This is a genomic window from Candidatus Competibacter phosphatis (assembly GCF_012939995.1).
GTDB classification, from domain to species: Bacteria; Pseudomonadota; Gammaproteobacteria; order Competibacterales; family Competibacteraceae; genus Competibacter; species Competibacter phosphatis.
In genome coordinates this window covers 1-16,873 of sequence record NZ_SPMZ01000083.1, presented here as the reverse complement: position 1 = coordinate 16,873, position 16,873 = coordinate 1, and the positions used below count along the sequence as shown (strand labels likewise).

The 16,873-nt window shown below is 61.0% G+C and carries 15 protein-coding genes, 3 pseudogenes and 1 riboswitch; of the genes and pseudogenes, 3 read left to right on the top strand and 15 right to left on the bottom strand.

Annotated elements, in window-relative coordinates; translation table 11 throughout:
• The 3 genes and pseudogenes from E4P82_RS20080 to E4P82_RS20070 all read right to left on the bottom strand — a co-directional run.
• Nucleotides 1-225: pseudogene (locus E4P82_RS20080) on the bottom strand (transposase); the annotation flags it as partial.
• Nucleotides 226-312: 87 nt separating this feature from the next.
• Nucleotides 313-1,046 (bottom strand): annotated as a pseudogene (locus E4P82_RS20075) (IS6 family transposase).
• A 362-nt stretch (nt 1,047-1,408) separates the two neighbouring features.
• Nucleotides 1,409-2,392: a L,D-transpeptidase family protein gene (locus E4P82_RS20070; RefSeq protein WP_169250541.1), complete on the bottom strand. Its 984-nt coding sequence runs from the start codon at nt 2,390-2,392 to the stop codon at nt 1,409-1,411.
• A 324-nt stretch (nt 2,393-2,716) separates the two neighbouring features.
• Between E4P82_RS20070 and E4P82_RS20065 the strand changes: the two genes are divergently transcribed.
• Nucleotides 2,717-3,256, top strand: a complete 540-nt coding sequence (locus tag E4P82_RS20065; RefSeq protein WP_169250540.1) for a D-alanyl-D-alanine carboxypeptidase — start codon at nt 2,717-2,719, stop codon at nt 3,254-3,256.
• A gap of 487 nt (nt 3,257-3,743) precedes the next feature.
• On the opposite strand, the gene E4P82_RS23340 is transcribed toward E4P82_RS20065, so the two are convergent.
• The 4 genes from E4P82_RS23340 to E4P82_RS20050 all read right to left on the bottom strand — a co-directional run bounded on the left by E4P82_RS23340 (nt 3,744) and on the right by E4P82_RS20050 (nt 6,586).
• Complete coding sequence (locus tag E4P82_RS23340) at nt 3,744-3,953, bottom strand: class III extradiol ring-cleavage dioxygenase family protein (RefSeq protein ID WP_420887146.1); 210 nt, start codon at nt 3,951-3,953, stop codon at nt 3,744-3,746.
• Nucleotides 3,946-4,527, bottom strand: coding sequence for a DODA-type extradiol aromatic ring-opening family dioxygenase (locus E4P82_RS20060; RefSeq protein ID WP_312915875.1), 582 nt, complete (start codon nt 4,525-4,527; stop codon nt 3,946-3,948). The genes E4P82_RS23340 and E4P82_RS20060 overlap by 8 nt, the downstream gene beginning before the upstream one ends.
• A gap of 29 nt (nt 4,528-4,556) precedes the next feature.
• Entirely contained in the window at nt 4,557-5,432 is an 876-nt protein-coding gene (locus E4P82_RS20055) for a pirin family protein (RefSeq protein ID WP_169250539.1), read from the bottom strand.
• A 161-nt stretch (nt 5,433-5,593) separates the two neighbouring features.
• Complete coding sequence (locus E4P82_RS20050; RefSeq protein WP_169250538.1) at nt 5,594-6,586, bottom strand: aldo/keto reductase; 993 nt, start codon at nt 6,584-6,586, stop codon at nt 5,594-5,596.
• A gap of 278 nt (nt 6,587-6,864) precedes the next feature.
• Between E4P82_RS20050 and E4P82_RS20045 the strand changes: the two genes are divergently transcribed.
• Entirely contained in the window at nt 6,865-7,770 is a 906-nt protein-coding gene (locus E4P82_RS20045; protein WP_169250537.1) for a LysR family transcriptional regulator, read from the top strand.
• A 48-nt stretch (nt 7,771-7,818) separates the two neighbouring features.
• Here the strand turns inward: E4P82_RS20045 and E4P82_RS20040 are convergent, their stop codons facing one another.
• The 6 genes from E4P82_RS20040 to E4P82_RS20015 form a co-directional block, all read right to left on the bottom strand.
• Nucleotides 7,819-8,856, bottom strand: coding sequence for an aldo/keto reductase (locus E4P82_RS20040; RefSeq protein ID WP_169250536.1), 1,038 nt, complete (start codon nt 8,854-8,856; stop codon nt 7,819-7,821).
• A 119-nt stretch (nt 8,857-8,975) separates the two neighbouring features.
• Nucleotides 8,976-9,917 carry a CysB family HTH-type transcriptional regulator gene (locus E4P82_RS20035; protein WP_169250535.1) on the bottom strand — a complete coding sequence of 314 codons (942 nt, stop codon included), beginning with the start codon at nt 9,915-9,917 and terminating at the stop codon, nt 8,976-8,978.
• On the bottom strand, nt 9,914-11,047 hold the full coding sequence (locus E4P82_RS20030; protein ID WP_169250534.1) for a sulfate/molybdate ABC transporter ATP-binding protein: 1,134 nt from the start codon (nt 11,045-11,047) through the stop codon (nt 9,914-9,916). The genes E4P82_RS20035 and E4P82_RS20030 overlap by 4 nt, the downstream gene beginning before the upstream one ends.
• 30 nt (nt 11,048-11,077) lie before the next feature.
• Nucleotides 11,078-11,941 (bottom strand): sulfate ABC transporter permease subunit CysW, encoded by an 864-nt coding sequence (gene cysW, locus E4P82_RS20025; RefSeq protein ID WP_169250543.1) that lies wholly within the window; start codon nt 11,939-11,941, stop codon nt 11,078-11,080.
• A gap of 3 nt (nt 11,942-11,944) precedes the next feature.
• Nucleotides 11,945-12,778 carry a sulfate ABC transporter permease subunit CysT gene (cysT, locus tag E4P82_RS20020; protein WP_169250533.1) on the bottom strand — a complete coding sequence of 278 codons (834 nt, stop codon included), beginning with the start codon at nt 12,776-12,778 and terminating at the stop codon, nt 11,945-11,947.
• Entirely contained in the window at nt 12,778-13,788 is a 1,011-nt protein-coding gene (locus E4P82_RS20015) for a sulfate ABC transporter substrate-binding protein (RefSeq protein WP_169250532.1), read from the bottom strand. Before E4P82_RS20015 ends, cysT begins: the two co-directional genes overlap by 1 nt.
• A gap of 230 nt (nt 13,789-14,018) precedes the next feature.
• A riboswitch (TPP riboswitch) is annotated at nt 14,019-14,114 on the top strand.
• Between the two features lie 96 nt (nt 14,115-14,210).
• On the opposite strand from E4P82_RS20015, the gene thiC reads away from it, so the two are divergent.
• Nucleotides 14,211-16,058, top strand: coding sequence for a phosphomethylpyrimidine synthase ThiC (gene thiC, locus E4P82_RS20010; RefSeq protein WP_169250531.1), 1,848 nt, complete (start codon nt 14,211-14,213; stop codon nt 16,056-16,058).
• Nucleotides 16,059-16,113: 55 nt separating this feature from the next.
• On the opposite strand, the gene E4P82_RS20005 is transcribed toward thiC, so the two are convergent.
• A complete protein-coding gene (locus E4P82_RS20005) occupies nt 16,114-16,557 on the bottom strand; it encodes a hypothetical protein (protein ID WP_169250530.1) in 444 nt (147 codons plus the stop codon).
• A gap of 91 nt (nt 16,558-16,648) precedes the next feature.
• Nucleotides 16,649-16,873: pseudogene (locus tag E4P82_RS20000) on the bottom strand (hypothetical protein); the annotation flags it as partial.

The following is a 16,873-nucleotide window of genomic DNA, read 5'->3' as shown; positions in this document are numbered from 1 at the left end:
AACTAATTAAGGTATAGTGGGGAAAATCTTTAGGCAAATACCGCCATTGACAACCCGTCTTGTTCAGGTAAAAAATGGCATTTATCACTTCGCGGAGATCGACTTTACGGGGCCGACCTGTCGTATAAGGATCGGCTTTTTTAAAATCGGCTCCAAGATTTCCCATTCTTCATCTGTCAAATCACTGGGATACCTCTTACCAGGAATTTCTTTTGGCCAAGCCATGCAGCACCTCGAATAGAATCTCTGAAATTAAAATAATCGCCGGATTTTGGCTTATTTTATCAAAAATACTATAATAATATCAATGTGTTAGTTTTTGTACAGCTTCTCAGCAGTATGAAACCCGAAGTTCCGGTGAATTAGGCGGATTTCCCCTAATGTTCCCGTTTCGTAACACCACGGAGCGGTTTAGTCTTTGCGTAGGCCGCGCATTACCTCAAATCTTTTGAGAGTTGCATAGGCGGTTTTCATCGACTGGAAGCCGAGCGTCGGCTTGATGAACCGTTTCAGTTTACCGTGATCGGCCTTGATGAGATTGTTCAGGTATTTGACTTGGCGGTGCACAGTGTTGGTGGGGCATTTGCCCTTCGGCTTTAAGGGCGTTGATGGTGTACTGTATAGGCTGCTGCTTTATCGGTGTTGATGGTCTTCGGTTTTTCCAAAACTTTCAACCCATTGAGGGCCTTGTCCAAAAACCGCTTGGCCGCTTTCGCTTTGCGCATGGGCGATGGATAAAAGTCGAGAGTGTGGCCTCGCTTGTCAATGGCGCGATAGAAATAGACCCAACGGCCTTTGACTTTTAGATAGATTTCATCAACCTTCAACTGTAAAGATTCTAAGGGTCGTTGCTAATACCACCGTGCCGCTTCTCGATCTCTGGTACATGGCGCTGGACCCAACGATAAAAGGTGGTGTGATCGACCTGAACACCCCGCTCGCAGGGCATCTCTTCCAAATCGCGCTAGCTGATGCCGTACTTGCAATACCAGCGTACCGCCCAGAATGATTTCACCCTGACAGTGGCGCCATTTGAAATCGTTCATGCCTCCACCTCGGTTAGCTCAAGGCACCATGATCCCAGATATCCCAGCTTTTGCAACAGCGCCGTTGGCGATGAAATCGCGGCATGGATTCATCGCGAAAGGATCCGTAAAAACAATACCCGCCTTTTTTTGCGTGGCGTTAACGGTGTTGAAGTACCCGCTTCTGGTTCGTTGGGAGAGTGAGGCGGATCATCTCATGACATTAAGGATTGTCGGCGATGTGAGTCTCCGGCGCAGCCTTCGGGGCCGGCTCAGCCTTCGGGGCTGGCACGACCGGGGTCGCTGGACGTGGCCTTGGTCGCGGGCGCGGCCTGGTGAGGCTGGCGCGGCTGGGGTCTCCGGTGCGGCCGGGGGGAGTCGGTTTAGCTTGGGAGGCTGGTGCAGCCTTCGGGGCTGGCGCGGCCGGGGTCGCTGACGCAGCCTCTGGGGTAGACGCAGCCTGTGTGGGTGGCTCGGTCTGTGAGGTTGGCGCAGCCTGAGGAGCCGGCGCAGCCTGAGGGGCCGGCGCAGCCTGAGGGGCCGGCGCAGCCTGGTTGGTTGATTCTGCCTGGGTTGCTGGTTTGGTCTGGGAGGCCGGCTCCGCCTTGGCGACCGTCTTGGTGGCCTGGGCGGCCTTTTTTTGCAGCAAGGGCTTTCTCCGCTGCTCGTGCCCGGCGCTGCCGCTCGACATAATCGCCGTAATTCGGGCCATTTCCGGTAATAGTCACCTTGGTGCCAAGGTTGACACGCTCGAAGAGAAGCGTCGCGACTTTATTTGGCATACGGATGCAGCCGTGAGAGGCCGGGGAGCCAGGCCTTGGTATGCGGCCCGCGTGTAAACCGATTCCGTCGGAGGTGAGTCTCATGAAATAGGGCATGCGGGCACCCTCGAAGCGTCCTCCAGCGGGAATCCTGTCTCTGCCAGGGGTGGCGTTCGATTTCACTAGGCGGCCCTTGGCATCGTAGATGTTGCCGTATAAATTGGATTGTTTCTCGGACGCTTTCTCTGTTACGGCGAATTGCCCGATTGGTGTCGGGTATTTCTTCAGACCGGAGGCGACGTAGGTCCAGCCGATGGGCTTATCGCCATCGTAGAAGTGGGCCTTCTGGCTTTTGAGATCCACCTCGATGTGGGAGATCTGACGGTCGTTCCCGTTCCACTCCCAGAGCGAGGTCTTCTCCTTCTTGGGTGTTGGCTTCTCCTTCTCGGGTGTTGGGTCCTCCTGCTCGGATGTTGGGTTCTCCTGCTCGGGTGTTGGGTTCCTCTCTTCAGCCACTACGGACTCTGGGGCAAGAACCGGCTCAGATTCCGCTGCCTGCTCGTGAAGCCAGGGCTGCTGTGCACAGGAAGCGAGCATGAGCAGCATGAGGAGGCTCACTGGGGCCATGGCGGCTTTGATGCGCCAAGGTGCGGGTACCGCGAAGCGAATAGGGTTGTCTGTTTCCATTGCAGTAGATCAATGTCGTGATAATGGGCGGATGAAGGCCCTTTGAGGATACGATAAAAAGGGGGGTGTTGTCCGTAGTCAGCCTGAATCGGGATTATCCACATGTAATGACGGTATTCATTGGGATGCTTCCTGGCGCTTGCCGATCAGGGCGATGCGAGAAGGGTACCGCTCGCTCTGGCTGTATTCTCTCCATCTTGTTTCCATACTATGACGCTCTCAATCCCGATGGTCCGCGTTTCGATGAAAAAATTTCCTTTCGTGCCATTGATGGTGGCCCTGCTCTTCGTGGGCCTGTGCTGGCCTCAACGGCATGCTTTCTGCGCGTCCGACACCCCGATTTCCAAGGTGCTCGCGCTACCCAATGCGAGCCTGCTCATGGAGGAGAACGGGCATACACGCATCTCCCGGCATGCGGACAGGCCGATGGTGCCCGCCTCGACCATGAAGATTCTCACCGCCCTGGCATCCATCCAACGCTGGGGAATGGGACACCGGTTCCGCACGGACTTTCATATGACCGGTGACGGTCGCCTCTGGGTGAAGGGCGGGGGTGATCCGTACCTGGTATCCGAGGAGCTGGACCGGATCGTGGCCACCCTGAAGCAGAAGGGCATCCACTCGGTGGATGGGTTGGGGTTGGACAGTTGCTATGCGGGCTTCGTCAAGCGCCAGGGAGGTTGGCAACCCTTCAGCCTGCTCATCAACCAGCCCGTTCCCCATGGGCTGCGCAAACAGGTGGCCGAGGCGCTCGCCCTGACACCGGACCTGGCAAGATATTGAATGGGGACTGCTTGCTGAGGATATCCAGTGTTTTCAACAAGTCCAGGTCTGAGGTAGGCCGAAAAAAGTGGACGCCAACATTTCTAGAAAGCTCATACATGGGTGCCCCGGTTTGCCACAAGCCTCAATCGATGACGGCGAGAAGGCTTAAAGCTTGCGGGCATATACATGGCCTCGCCTCTCGTTGCCAAGTATTTTCTTCCTCCGACAAGACTATCGACCACGTATATGCATTCGGCCTTCGGTTGGTGTTTGGACGGTCGCTCCCGATGGAATCTGCTCGACAACGCCTTCAATACATCCACAACCGCTGTATGGCCCGATGGCTGCCCCGGTTTTGCTGCCGATGATTCAATCGATCTTGTCATCGTCTAAAAGCACTTGCGCAATCTGGTGAGCCACTGTGTTGAGACTTCAGGACCTGCACGCTGCCGGGGGTTGCCATGAGGAGAGTGATCGCCAACGGCGCTGGTATCGGCAACGCGGCTCAAGCGAACACATAGGCATCCATGGCCAGCACCCCAAGGGTGACGCTGGCATGGACTCGATGGGGCACCACGCTCGGCGTTCCCGCTCCCAAGGCTACCAGCAACGGCAGAAAATGCTCCGGGGTCGGGTGGTTCCAGCGCGCCTCGGGCGCCTGCCGCTCGTACTCCAACAGATCGTTTGGACGAGATCCGGTTAGCGTATCAACCACCCAGTCGCTGAAAGCGCCGACCGGCGCCGGTGTCGGTGTCCCCGGAACCCAGTGGAACGCGGCCCGCAAATTGTGGGTCAGGCTCCCCCGAGGCCAGAATCAGCACCCCCTCCTCCCGCAAGGGGCGCAACGCCTGACCCAGCCGGTGATGATGAGCCGCGCTTAGCCGGGACTGCACGCTCAACTGCACTACGGGCACATCGGCCTCCGGGTACATCAGCATCAGCGGCACCCAGCCGCCGTGGTCGATGCCGCGTTTCGGATCGAGACGCGGGTCAAAGCCGGCGCCCTCCAGCAATGCCCGCGCCTGGACACCGAGCTCGCGAGCACCGGGCGGCTGGTAACGCATGGCGTAAAGCGCCGGATCGAAACCACCGAAATCGTGGATGGTCTCCAGGCGTGGGGCGCTGGTCAGCGTCGGCACGGTGGTTTCCCAATGGGCCGACACCACCAGAATCGCCGCCGGTTGGCCCAGTTCCGCGCCGAAGGTCTGTAGGAATCGATAAGCCGGCTGCTCCGGTTCCAGGAGCAGGCTGGGTGCGCCGTGCGATACGAAAACGCTGGGAAAAGACATGGGATCACCTCCGGGATCGGAATGTACGCTCAGAACCGCCCGGCCCGATAGTCGGCCAGCGCCTGTTCGACTTCTTCTCGTCGATTCATGACGAACGGCCCCCATTGGACGATGGGCTCGTGCAGCGGTCGACCGGCGACCAGCAGCAACCGTGCTCCCTCCGCGCTGCGCAACCGGACCCCGTCGGCTTCGGGCGCGTTGCTCAGTACCGCCAATTGACGAGCCGCGACCGTATCGCTGCGTTCACCTACTTCCACTTGCCCCTGATAAACATATCCAAAGGCATTGTGGCCGACCGGAATCGCCGCCAGGTGGGTCGTCCCCGCCGGTAGTTCGATATCCAGATACAACGGTGCGGTGGCATCGCGCTGGATCGCGCCGGTCACGCCCTCGCTGTCGCCGGCGATCACCTTGATCGTCGCGCCGCTGACGGCTTGGTACCCGGGAATCGCCGCCTCGGGAAGATCCTGATAAGCCGGCGTCGTCAGCTTGTCCCGCGCCGGCAGGTTGACCCAGAGCTGGAAGCCATGCATCAAGCCGTTTTCCTGTTCGGGTAGCTCCGAATGGACGATGCCGCGCCCGGCCGTCATCCATTGCACCCCGCCGGCGGTCAGTAGTCCCTCGTGACCAGCGTTGTCCCGATGCCGCATCCGCCCGGCCAGCATATAGGTGACTGTTTCGAAACCCCGGTGCGGGTGATCCGGGAACCCGGCCAAGTAATCGTCCGGGTTGTCGGAACGAAATTCATCCAGCATCAGGAATGGGTCCAGGCGCCGCTGCAAGTCGGCGGTCAGCACCCGCAACAGTTTGACGCCGGCGCCATCGGACACCGCTTGGCCAGTCACCCGGCGTTCGACTTCGCGACTGCGGAAAGTGGTTTCGGATACGGTGGTGTTCGCGCTCATGTTCAATGCCTCCAGATTCAAGAAGTTCGGTTCGCCTAGGGCGGAACTTGATCTGGAGGCATTATCTGACCGATTCAATAGATAAAAAAGCGCAATATTTCCGACTGATTGATCTATTTTTTTCGATCATTCAAGCTGATCGATCCAGGTTCGTGTTCGCTTCAGGCATTCACTAACCGCATCATCTCTTCGGGATAACGAAGTCCAGCGACGGCGTCCGGCGGAAAGAAAGCATCCAGTTCCGCCCGTTCTTCCGGGGTGAGGGCGATTTCGACCGCGTCGATATTTTCCTCCAGATAGCGGCGTCGCTTGGTACCGGGAATCGGAACGATGTCCTCGCCTTGAGCCAAGACCCAGGCCAGCGCGAGTTGCGAGGCTTTGCATCCCTTGCGTTGAGCCAGCGCCTCGACCTGCTCCACCAGATGCAGGTTCCGGGTGAAATTCTCCCCCTGAAAACGCGGGCTGGTCCGGCGATAGTCGTCCTCGGCGAAGTCTTCCGGCCGTTGGATGGCACCGGTCAGAAAGCCGCGTCCGAGCGGGCTGTAGGCGACGAAGCCCACGCCCAAGCGTCGGCAGGCGGCGAATACGCCGTCCGTTTCCGGGTCGCGGGTCCACAGCGAATACTCGGACTGGACCGCTGTGATCGGATGCACCGCGCAAGCCCGTTCCAGGGTGGCCGCCGAAACTTCCGAAAGGCCGAGATAACGGATCTTGCCGGCCCGGACCAAATCGGCCATCGCGCCGACGGTGTCCTCGATTGGCGTGTTCGGATCGAGCCGGTGCTGGTAGTACAGGTCGATCGTCTCCACGCCCAAGCGTCGGAGACTGCCCTCGCAGGCGGCGCGGACATATTCGGGACGCCCATTGATACCGCGCCGGCTGGGATCGTGGGGATCGCGCACGATGCCGAACTTGGTCGCCAAAAATACCCGGTCGCGTTGACCTCGAATCGCCCGGCCCACCAGTTCCTCATTGGTGTGCGGGCCATACATGTCGGCGGTGTCCAGAAAGGTGATACCGAGTTCCAGGGCGCGGTGCAGGGTGGCGAGGGACTCCGCGTCGTCGCGCCCGCTGTAGAAATCGCTCATGCCCATGCAGCCCAGGCCGATGGCCGAGACGGTGGGTCCTTGAGCGCCAAGGTGTCGAGTTTTCATCCGAAGCTCCTTTGCCATCGTTTGGCAGATATCGATTTAGGGAAAATGGTGGAGGTCCCACGAGCACAAGTTTCGTTCCCAATAGACCGCGCCGGGCAGCGGATTGTCGTGGAACGATCAAGACATCGACGCCGATGCACGCATCCGCATGGCGCTTTTCAACCGGTCCGGGGTATCGTTATCGAAAATCCTGGCCGCTTTGATCTGTGCCGGCAAAGTAAGGCTGTTCCATGACAGCATCACCGTCGATTTCAACTGCTGCTTATTCGACCAATTCGATGCCCATTCCGCGAACCACGCTGGAGCAATGGCAAGTCTTGCAGGCCATTGTGGAATGCGGCGGTTTTGCCCAAGCCGCCGCCACGCTGCATCGCAGTCAGTCGGCGATCAGTTACGCCGTGGCGCGTTTGCAGGCCCAATTGGGCGTGGATCTGCTGGTCCCGGACGGTCGCCGCATGGTGTTGACCCCTGCTGGCGAGGCGTTGCTGCGGGACGCTCGGCCGCTGCTGGATACCGCATTCCGCTTGGAGCGGCGTGCCCGCGCGTTGCTCCAAGGCTGGGAACCCGAAGTGCGGCTGGCGGTGGACGGGCTATGTCCCACTGCCCCGTTGCTGGCCGCGCTGGCGGCGTTCGCGGCACAATGCCCGGCGACGCGCCTACAGTTGCACGAGGAAATGCTGTCGGGCGCCGAGGATGCCTTGCTGCGCGGCGAAGTCGATCTCGCGCTGGTCACTCGGGTACCGCCGGGTTTTCTGGGCGACGCCGTTGCCGAAGCCGAATTCGTGGCGGTGGCCGCGCCCGACCATCCTCTGCACCAGCGCGGCGCGGCGTTGAGCGCCGCCGACCTGGAAAACGCCACTCAAGTGGTGGTGCGCGATTCCGGTGCCCGCCAGCCACGCGACGAAGGCTGGTTGTCTGCCCGGCGCTGGACGGTCAGTCACCCGGACACTGCGCTGGCGCTGGTTAGCGCGGGTTTGGCGTTCAGTTGGCTGCCGCGCCATTCGATCCGGGAACAGTTGGACGCCGGCCAGTTGCTGCCCTTGCCTTTGACCAGCGGCGCCCGCCATCGTCGGGCGCTCTACCTGGTGGTGGCCGATGAAACCGGGGCGGGTCCGGCCGCGCGAGCGCTGGCCGCCGCCTTGCGCACCCATCTGAACGCTTTTTTTCCATCGGCCAGCGGCTGATCGTGCTGGACGCCCGTCGTGCCCGCCGCCGGAACGGCGGGTGCGGGTTCACGCCCCGGTTGGGAATGGATTCCGCTCGCTGAACCCGGCTTGATGCCAGTAAGGGTAAATCCTCGGCACGGCACTGGCCTGATCCAGTTTCGCGACTTGTTCGGCCGTGAGGCTCCAGCCGACGGCGCCCAGGTTGTCGCGGAGCTGGTTCTCGTCGCGCGCGCCGATGATGACCGTGGCGATGGAGGGGCGCCCCAAGAGCCAATTGAGCGCGATCTGGGGAATGGTCTTGCCGGTTTCGGCGGCCACTTCGTCCAGCGTATCCACGACCTTGAACAAATACTCCTCCGAGACCTGAGGCCCCGCGCTGGTGGCGACCGAACTTTGCAAGCGGCTGGCCGTGGGCAGTGGCTGGCCGCGGCGGATGCGGCCGGTGAGCCGTCCCCATCCCAGCGGGCTCCAAACCACGCAACCAACCCCTTGGTCGAGGGCCAGCGGCATCAATTCCCACTCGTATTCCCGGCCCACCAGCGAATAGTACGCCTGATGCGCCACGTAGCGCGTCCAGCCGTACCGCTCCGCGACCGCCAAGGACTTCATCAGGTGCCAACCTGAGAAATTCGAGCAGCCCACGTAGCGAAGCTTGCCGGCCGTGACCAGATCGTCGAGGGTACGCAAGGTCTCTTCGACTGGCGTGGCCGCGTCGAAGCCGTGGAGTTGAAACAGATCGATATAGTCGGTGCCTAGACGACGCAAGGCGCCATCGACGGCTCGAATGAGATGATGGCGCGAGGAGCCGACCTCGTTGGCGCCGGAACCACTACGGAAGGTGGCCTTGGTGGAAATCAGCACCTGGTCGCGACGGCCTTTGATGGCCGCGCCCAGAATTTCCTCGGCCGCGCCGTCCGAATAGATGTCGGCGGAGTCGAACATGTTCAAACCCGCCTCAAGGCAGAGATCGACCAGGCGCTTGGCCTCGGCGACATCGGTACTGCCCCAAGCCTTGAACAGTTCGCCCCGACCGCCGAAGGTGCCCGTGCCCAAGGTCAGGACGGGAACTTTGAAACCCGAAGCGCCTAACAATCGGTAATCCATGAGCCTGTTACCTCGCAAGGTTTATGAGAAACAATCACTGGTAAAATGATGTCCGGCAATTCGATGGTTGATCGCCTATCAGCCGACTCTCTCGCACCGAAACGAGGTATCGGTCCCGATCAGTCGGCGTCGAGCCGGTTGATCGGCGCACCGACACGACGGATGGTGGCTTCGTCCAGCGCCGGGTTGCACAGTTCGATAAAGCGGTAGACAAAATTTCTGAGATAACGTCCCCGGCGAATGGCGATCCAGGCCGTGTTGCGTTCGAATAGATGCGCGCAGTCGAGCAGGCGCAGGCCGGTATCTTTCGCGGGATGGTAGGCCATGGCGGCGATAATGCCGACCCCCAAACCCAGTTCGACGTAGGTCTTGATCACATCGGCGTCCAGCGCCGACAGCACGATATCCGGCGTCAGTCCGGCCCGCGCGAACGCGGCGTCGAGCCGGGATCGGCCAGTGAAACCTTCGTGATAAGTAACCAGTGGATACTCGGCGAGGGTGGCGAGATTGAGCGGGGTCCCGGCCACCAGCGGGTGGGATTGCGGGACGATCGCCGCGTGATGCCAATCGTAAAAGGGGAAGGTCGCGAGGTCGGACTCGCCAGCCAGAGCCTCGGTGGCGATGCCGAGATCAGCCTCGCCGGCCAGCAGCAGCGCGGCGGTTTCATCCGGGTTGGCCTGATGCAACACCAGTCGCACCTTGGGAAAAGCGGCCCTGAAGCGGGCCACAACCGGCGGCAGCGCGTAACGGGCCTGAGTGTGAGTGGCGGCGATACCGAGCGTGCCTTGGTCGCGCAGGGAAAATTGCTCGGCGACTCGGTGAATGTTGCGGGCGTCCAGCAACATGCGACGAATAATCTCGACCAGCTCCTTGCCCGGTTCGGTCAGTCCCAACAAGCGCTTGCCCCGGCGGACGAACAGTTCAACCCCGAGTTCGTCCTCCAGATCCTTGATGTGCTTGCTGACCCCCGACTGCGAGGTGAACAGCGCGCTTGCCACTTCAGTCAAATTGAACTGGCAGCGAACGGCCTCCTGGACAATGCGAAGCTGTTGGAAATTCAAATATTTTCTCCATAACCTCCGACCAGGTCGCCATCCGGCGCGCAGGGCGTCCGTTCCGTGGGTCGGGGGGGCGAGAACAAACGAATCCGTGCCGGCTTCAGGCGTACCCGCTGTCCGACGACTAGCCCCAGCGCGGTTATCCGGTCGCGCGGCAATTCCACCTCGTAATGCCGACCGGCTGCGTGATCCGCGCCGACCAGATCGACCCGCGTGGTGGCGCCCAGCGTCAGCACCCGCTCGACCCGCGCTTCAAGACCCGAGCCTTGCGCCAGATCGGTGTCGATCTCCAACTCGTGCGGCCGGACGAAACCCAGTGCTTCGGCGCCGACCTGAAACTCGTGCTGGCCCAGACTCAGATTCTCCACGCCGACCTGGAGGTGCTGGCCGTCGATCCGACCATGAAACAGATTGACCGCGCCGAGAAAACCGTACACGAATGGCGTGCTTGGTTGCTCGTAGACCTGTTCGGGTGTCCCCACCTGTTCGACCCGTCCCTGATTCATCAACACCACCCGATCCGATACCTCCAGAGCCTCCTCCTGATCGTGGGTCACGAAAATGCTGGTGATATGCAACCGGTCGTGCAACTGGCGCAGCCAGCGCCGCAGTTCCTTGCGCACCTTGGCGTCCAACGCGCCAAACGGCTCGTCGAGCAGCAGCACGCGCGGCTCGACCGCCAAGGCGCGCGCCAGGGCAACCCGCTGGCGCTGTCCACCGGATAGCTGGGGCGGATAGCGTTCCGCCAGCCAGTCCAGTTGTACCAGTTCGAGCAGTTCGCGCACCCGCCGGCGAATCTCACTTTCCGGGGGACGTCGCCGGCGCGGTTTGACGCGCAATCCGAACGCCACGTTATCGAATACGTTCATGTGCCGGAACAACGCGTAATGCTGAAACACAAATCCGACCTGTCGCTCGCGCACATGAGCGGACGAGGCATCGCCGCCGTCGAGAAACACTTGACCTCTGTCAGCGGACTCCAGGCCGGCAATGATCCGCAGCAAGGTGGTTTTACCACAACCGGACGGTCCCAACAGGCCGACCAGCTCGCCGGTCGGAAAATCCAGTGTGACATCGTCAAGGGCGACGAAATCACCGAAACGCTTGACGATATTTTGTACTCGTATGCTCATGGCGGCATCCTGATTTAAACACTCAAACCGTTACCGCCCCCGCCATTCCACCCAGGACTTGACGACCAGCGTCAACAAGGCCAGCAGGGCCAGTAGCGAAGCCACCGCAAAGGCGGCGGCGAATTGATATTCGTTGTAAAGAATCTCCACATGCAGGGGCAAGGTGTTGGTCTGCCCCCGAATGTGGCCGGACACTACCGAGACCGCGCCGAACTCGCCCATGGCGCGAGCATTGCACAGCACCACGCCGTAGATCAGCCCCCACTTGATATTCGGCAGGGTCACATGCCAGAAGGTCCTCCAGCCCGACGCACCCAGCACCACCGCCGCTTCCTCTTCTTCCTTCCCCTGGGCCTGCATCAGCGGAATCAGCTCCCGGGCGACGAAGGGGAAGGTGACGAACACCGTCGCCAGCACCAGGCCGGGCACCGCGAAAACGATCCTGACGCCGTGTTCCATCAGCCAGGGTCCGAACCAGCCCTGTGCACCGAATATCAGCACGTACATCAGACCGACGATGACCGGCGACACTGAGAATGGTAGGTCGATCAGGGTGGTCAGCAACTGTTTGCCGCGAAAATCGAACTTGGCGATCGTCCAAGCCGCGGTGACGCCGAATATCAGATTCAGCGGCACGGCGATGGCGGTGACCAGCAGCGTCAAGTAAATGGCAAATAGCGCGTCCGGTTCGACCAGCGCGGCGAGATAAACCGCCCAGCCCTTGCGGAGCGCTTCCGCGAATACGGTCACCAATGGCAACAAGAGGAACAGGCTGAAAAACGACAAGGCGACGGCGATCAGCACGCCTTTCACCCAGGCGGGTTCGCGGGTGGCGGCGCTGGCCTCGAATCGTTGCGAATGCGCGGTCCAGCGGGTGGCAATCGAAGCGGCTATGACTTAGATACTCCCGTGCCGGCGGCTGGTCCAGGCTTGCAGGCCGTTGATCAGAAACAGCAGAGCGAACGAGGCCACCAGCATGACCACCGCGATGGCGGTCGCGCCCGCGTAGTCGTATTGCTCCAGCTTGGTGATGATCAGTAGCGGCGTGATTTCCGACACCATCGGCACGTTGCCGGCGATGAAGATCACCGAGCCGTACTCCCCGACCGCGCGGGCGAAGGCCAGGGCGAAGCCGGTCAGCAGCGCCGGCGTCAGCACCGGCAAGACCACCCGCCAGAAGGTTTGCCAGCGGTCCGCGCCGAGACTGGCGGCCGCTTCTTCCAGTTCGGTATCCAGGTCTTCCAGCACCGGTTGCACCGTGCGCACCACGAAAGGCAGACCAATGAAGGTCAGCGCCACCAGAATGCCCAGCGGGGTGAAGGCGACCTTGAGACCCAGCGGCTCCAGCCATTGTCCCAGCCAGCCGTTCCCCGAATAAATGGCGGTGAGCGCGATGCCGGCGACCGCGGTGGGTAGCGCGAACGGCAAATCCACCAGCGCATCCACGATCCGTTTGCCGGGAAAGCGGTAACGCACCAGCACCCAGGCGAAGATCAGTCCGAACACCGCATTGATGAGGGCGGCGAGCAGGGAGAGGCCGAAACTGATCCGATAGGACGCCATCACCCGGGGCGCGCTGACCATCGCCCAGAACTGCTCCCCACCCAGGGTCGCGGTCTTCAGGAACACCGCGCCCAGCGGAATCAGGACGATGAGACTCAGATAGACCAGGGTATAGCCCAGCGCCAGCGGAAACCCCGGCAGGACCCGCCGCGCGGCACGGGCATGCATCAGCGATTCGCCATGATCTGGTCGAACACGCCGCCGTCATCGAAATGCATCTTCTGGGCTTGTCGCCAGCCGCCGAACACCGCATCAATGGTAAACAGGGTTACTGGCGAAAACTGACTGGCGTAGCGAGCCGCGATTGCGGGGTCGCGCGGGCGATAGAAGTGCTTACCGGCCAGATCCTGTCCTTCCGGGCTGTAGAGATAGCGTAAGTAGGCTTCGGCGGTCGCGCGGGTGCCCTTCCTGTCCACCACCTTATCGACCACGGTTACCGGCGGCTCCGCCAGAATCGACAAGGAGGGAACCACCATTTCGAATTGCCCCGCCCCCAGCTCCCGCATGGCGAGAAAGGCTTCGTTCTCCCAGGAAATCAGTACATCGCCAATGCCGCGCTCGGCGAAGGTCGTGGTCGAGCCGCGCGCCCCGGAATCGAGCACGGCGACGTTGCGATACAGACGGGTCACGAAATCGCGGGCCTTGGCGTCGTCGTTGCCATACTGCTTCAGGGCATAGCCCCAGGCGGCCAGGTAATTCCAGCGCGCCCCACCGGAGGTCTTGGGGTTGGGAGTGATCACCGAAATGTCCGGCTTGACCAGATCGCTCCAGTCCCTGATCCCCTTGGGATTGCCCTTGCGGACCAAAAACACGACGGTGGAGGTGTAAGGCGCGCTGTTATATGGCAGTCGCGCCTGCCAGTCCGTCGGAAGCAATTTGGCCTTCTCGGCGATGGCGTCGATGTCGTAGGCCAGCGCCAGGGTGACGACATCGGTTTCCAGACCATCGATGACGGCCCGTGCCTGCTTGCCCGAGCCGCCATGTGACTGCCGCATGGTCACGGTGTTACCAGTTTGCGCTTTCCAGTACTTGATAAAGGCAGCGTTGAAATCCTGATAAAATTCGCGGGTCGGGTCGTAGGATACGTTGAGCAGCGCGTACTGTGCCCAGGCGGCGCCTTGGAGGCCGATCGCTAGGACAAGGGCAAGCACCGGCCGGATCAGGCGATCTCGATTCATTGTTCATGTCCCCTATTAATAACTTATAGCAATATAATGCGGGACTCTCTATGAACAAAATAAGAAAAAAATGGATTGTTTAGCAGGATTCACGCATAAACCAAACGCGAACAGGCCGTGCCTTCCCTTGAGCTCATCGTGCCTTCGCCCATCAGGGTGATGTCGTCACGCGCGTTGGTTATTCGCAAAGCGAATTTCCCGATTCGACACGGTTATGCTTAAATGACGATTCAATGAAGCGGGGGTGCTCCCTACCGGGAGCTGAGAGAGTCCCTTTGAACCTGACCCGGATCATGCCGGCGTAGGGAAGCTGCTCCAGGCATATCGGCATTCCCCGCTCGTCCGTCGCCACACCGCCACCCGAACCAGGACGATGCCCATGAGCGCCATCCCCCCAGGATTTTCTTCGCGCCACCGCCGAGTTGTCGGCTGCGGCCACCCGCCCCTTCCCCAATTCTCGCAAGCTTTATCTCACCGGTTCGCGCCCGGATCTCCGTGTGCCGCTACGCGAAATCGCTCAACAGCCGACCCCAACCGGTTTCGGCATCGAGGCCAATCCGCCTGTTCCGGTCTACGATAGTTCCGGCCCCTATACCGATCCCGCCGCCACCATCGACCTGCTGGCGGGCCTGCCCAGCGTGCGCGCCGGCTGGATCGAAGAACGCGGCGACACCGAGCGGCTCACAGGTCCGACCTCCGCCTATGGCCGTGCCCGCGCCGCCGACCCGGCGCTGGCCAGCCTGCGCTTTGAACATCTCCGTGTCCCGCGTCGCGCCAAGAGCGGCGCCAACGTCACCCAGATGCACTACGCGCGTCGCGGCATCGTCACCCCGGAGATGGAATACATCGCCCTCCGCGAGAGCCTGCGCTTGCGGGAACTGCGCGAAGACCTGCGCTACACCAAGTTGTTGCGCCAGCATCGCGGCCAGAGTTTCGGCGCGGCCATCCCCGATGAAATCACCCCCGAGTTCGTACGCGACGAAGTCGCTCGCGGTCGCGCCATCATTCCAGCCAATATCAATCATCCCGAACTGGAGCCGATGATCATCGGCCGCAACTTCCTGGTGAAGATCAACGGCAATCTCGGCAATTCGGCGCTCAGTTCCTCCATCGCCGAGGAAGTCGAGAAAATGGTGTGGGGTATCCGCTGGGGCGCGGACACCATCATGGACCTGTCCACCGGCAAGAATATCCACGAAACCCGCGAGTGGATCATCCGCAACGCGCCGGTGCCCATCGGCACGGTGCCGATCTATCAGGCGTTGGAAAAGGTCGACGGCAAGGCCGAGGAACTGAGCTGGGAACTGTTTCGCGACACGCTGATCGAGCAGGCCGAACAGGGGGTGGACTACTTCACCATCCACGCCGGGGTGCTGCTGCGCTATGTGCCGCTCACCGCCGACCGGGTGACCGGCATCGTCTCGCGCGGCGGCTCGATCCTGGCCAAGTGGTGTCTCGCCCATCACCAGGAAAACTTCCTGTACACGCACTTCGACGAGATTTGCGAGATCATGAAGGCGTATGACGTGAGCTTCTCACTGGGCGACGGGCTGCGGCCCGGCTCGCTGGCCGATGCCAACGACGCCGCCCAGTTCGGCGAGCTGGAGACCTTGGGCGAACTGACCAACATCGCTTGGCGGCACGACGTGCAGGTGATGATCGAAGGCCCCGGTCATGTGCCGATGCAGCTCATCAAGGAGAATATGGATAAGGAGCTGAGCGACTGCTTCGAGGCGCCGTTCTACACGCTCGGTCCGCTGACCACCGATATCGCGCCCGGTTACGATCACATCACCAGCGCCATCGGCGCCGCGCAGATCGGCTGGTACGGCACGGCGATGCTGTGCTACGTGACCCCCAAGGAGCATCTCGGTCTGCCCGACAAGCAGGATGTGCGCGAAGGCATCATCGCCTACAAGATCGCCGCCCACGCCGCCGATCTGGCCAAGGGTCACCCTGGCGCGCAACTCCGCGACAACGCCCTCAGCAAGGCCCGCTTCGAGTTCCGCTGGGAAGACCAGTTCAATCTCGGCCTCGACCCCGAGCGTGCCCGCGAGTACCACGATGAAACCTTGCCCAAGGAATCGGCTAAGGTCGCGCATTTCTGCTCAATGTGCGGCCCGCATTTCTGCTCGATGAAGATCACGCAGGAAGTGCGCGACTACGCTGCGCAACAGGGTCTCGACGCCGAAGCGGCGCTGGCCAGGGGCTTGGAAGAAAAGGCGGTGGAGTTCAACGAAAGCGGTGGGCAGATCTACCGCAAGGCTTGAGCGGCACCGCCAGTCCCTCTCCCTTGATCGAGGAGAGGGACGTTAATGCGTCTTCTCAATCGACATCGTCGGCGGTGGCGATGAATACATCGTCCACTTCATTGATGTGAAAGCGGAGGGGCTTACCGGTGGCGGGGACATCGCTGTCGCTAAGCCCGAATTTCCGCATGTGATAGTCGCGAATAGCCGGATCATTCAGGTCGACTTGGCCATCTTCCAGCCATTGACGAATTTGCGGGTCTTGCGGCTGGAACAGATGCGCTTCTCGGTGACCACGCTGCATCAACGCATAAACGGGAGGATCGCCGAATTCCAGCAGTTTGGCGTACCCCAACCCCTCGTACATGCTCACGGCTTGTTTGATACTGGCCAGCACCTTGCCATTGCCTTCGTAGGCCGGGCCGCGCTCGAAACGGTTGCCCTGTTCCAGCAGATGCGCGCGCAGCGCCTTGACCGCGCCATCGAGAGTGCTCGCCGGTTTGGTGGGTTTTTCGCTCATCGGTCTATTCTCCATCGTATTCCACATGGAATATTTCGCTTTCACCCCCGATCCCTCGCCAACGGGTTGGGAGTGAACGACGCGCGGACGGTCAGCCTTCCTTGACGGGAGCCGCGACCGGTGGCGCGGTCATTTGCTCGGCCTGGTTGACCCAGCCACCGCCCAGCGCCGCATACAGGCTGACCATCGCGGTATACAGAGTTCCCTGATCCTGCACGTACTGGAGTTGCGCGGCATAGAGATTGCGCTCGGCATCCACCACGAGTAGGTAATCGGAATACCGTTTTGATAGCGAAGCGTGGCCAAATGCAGACGT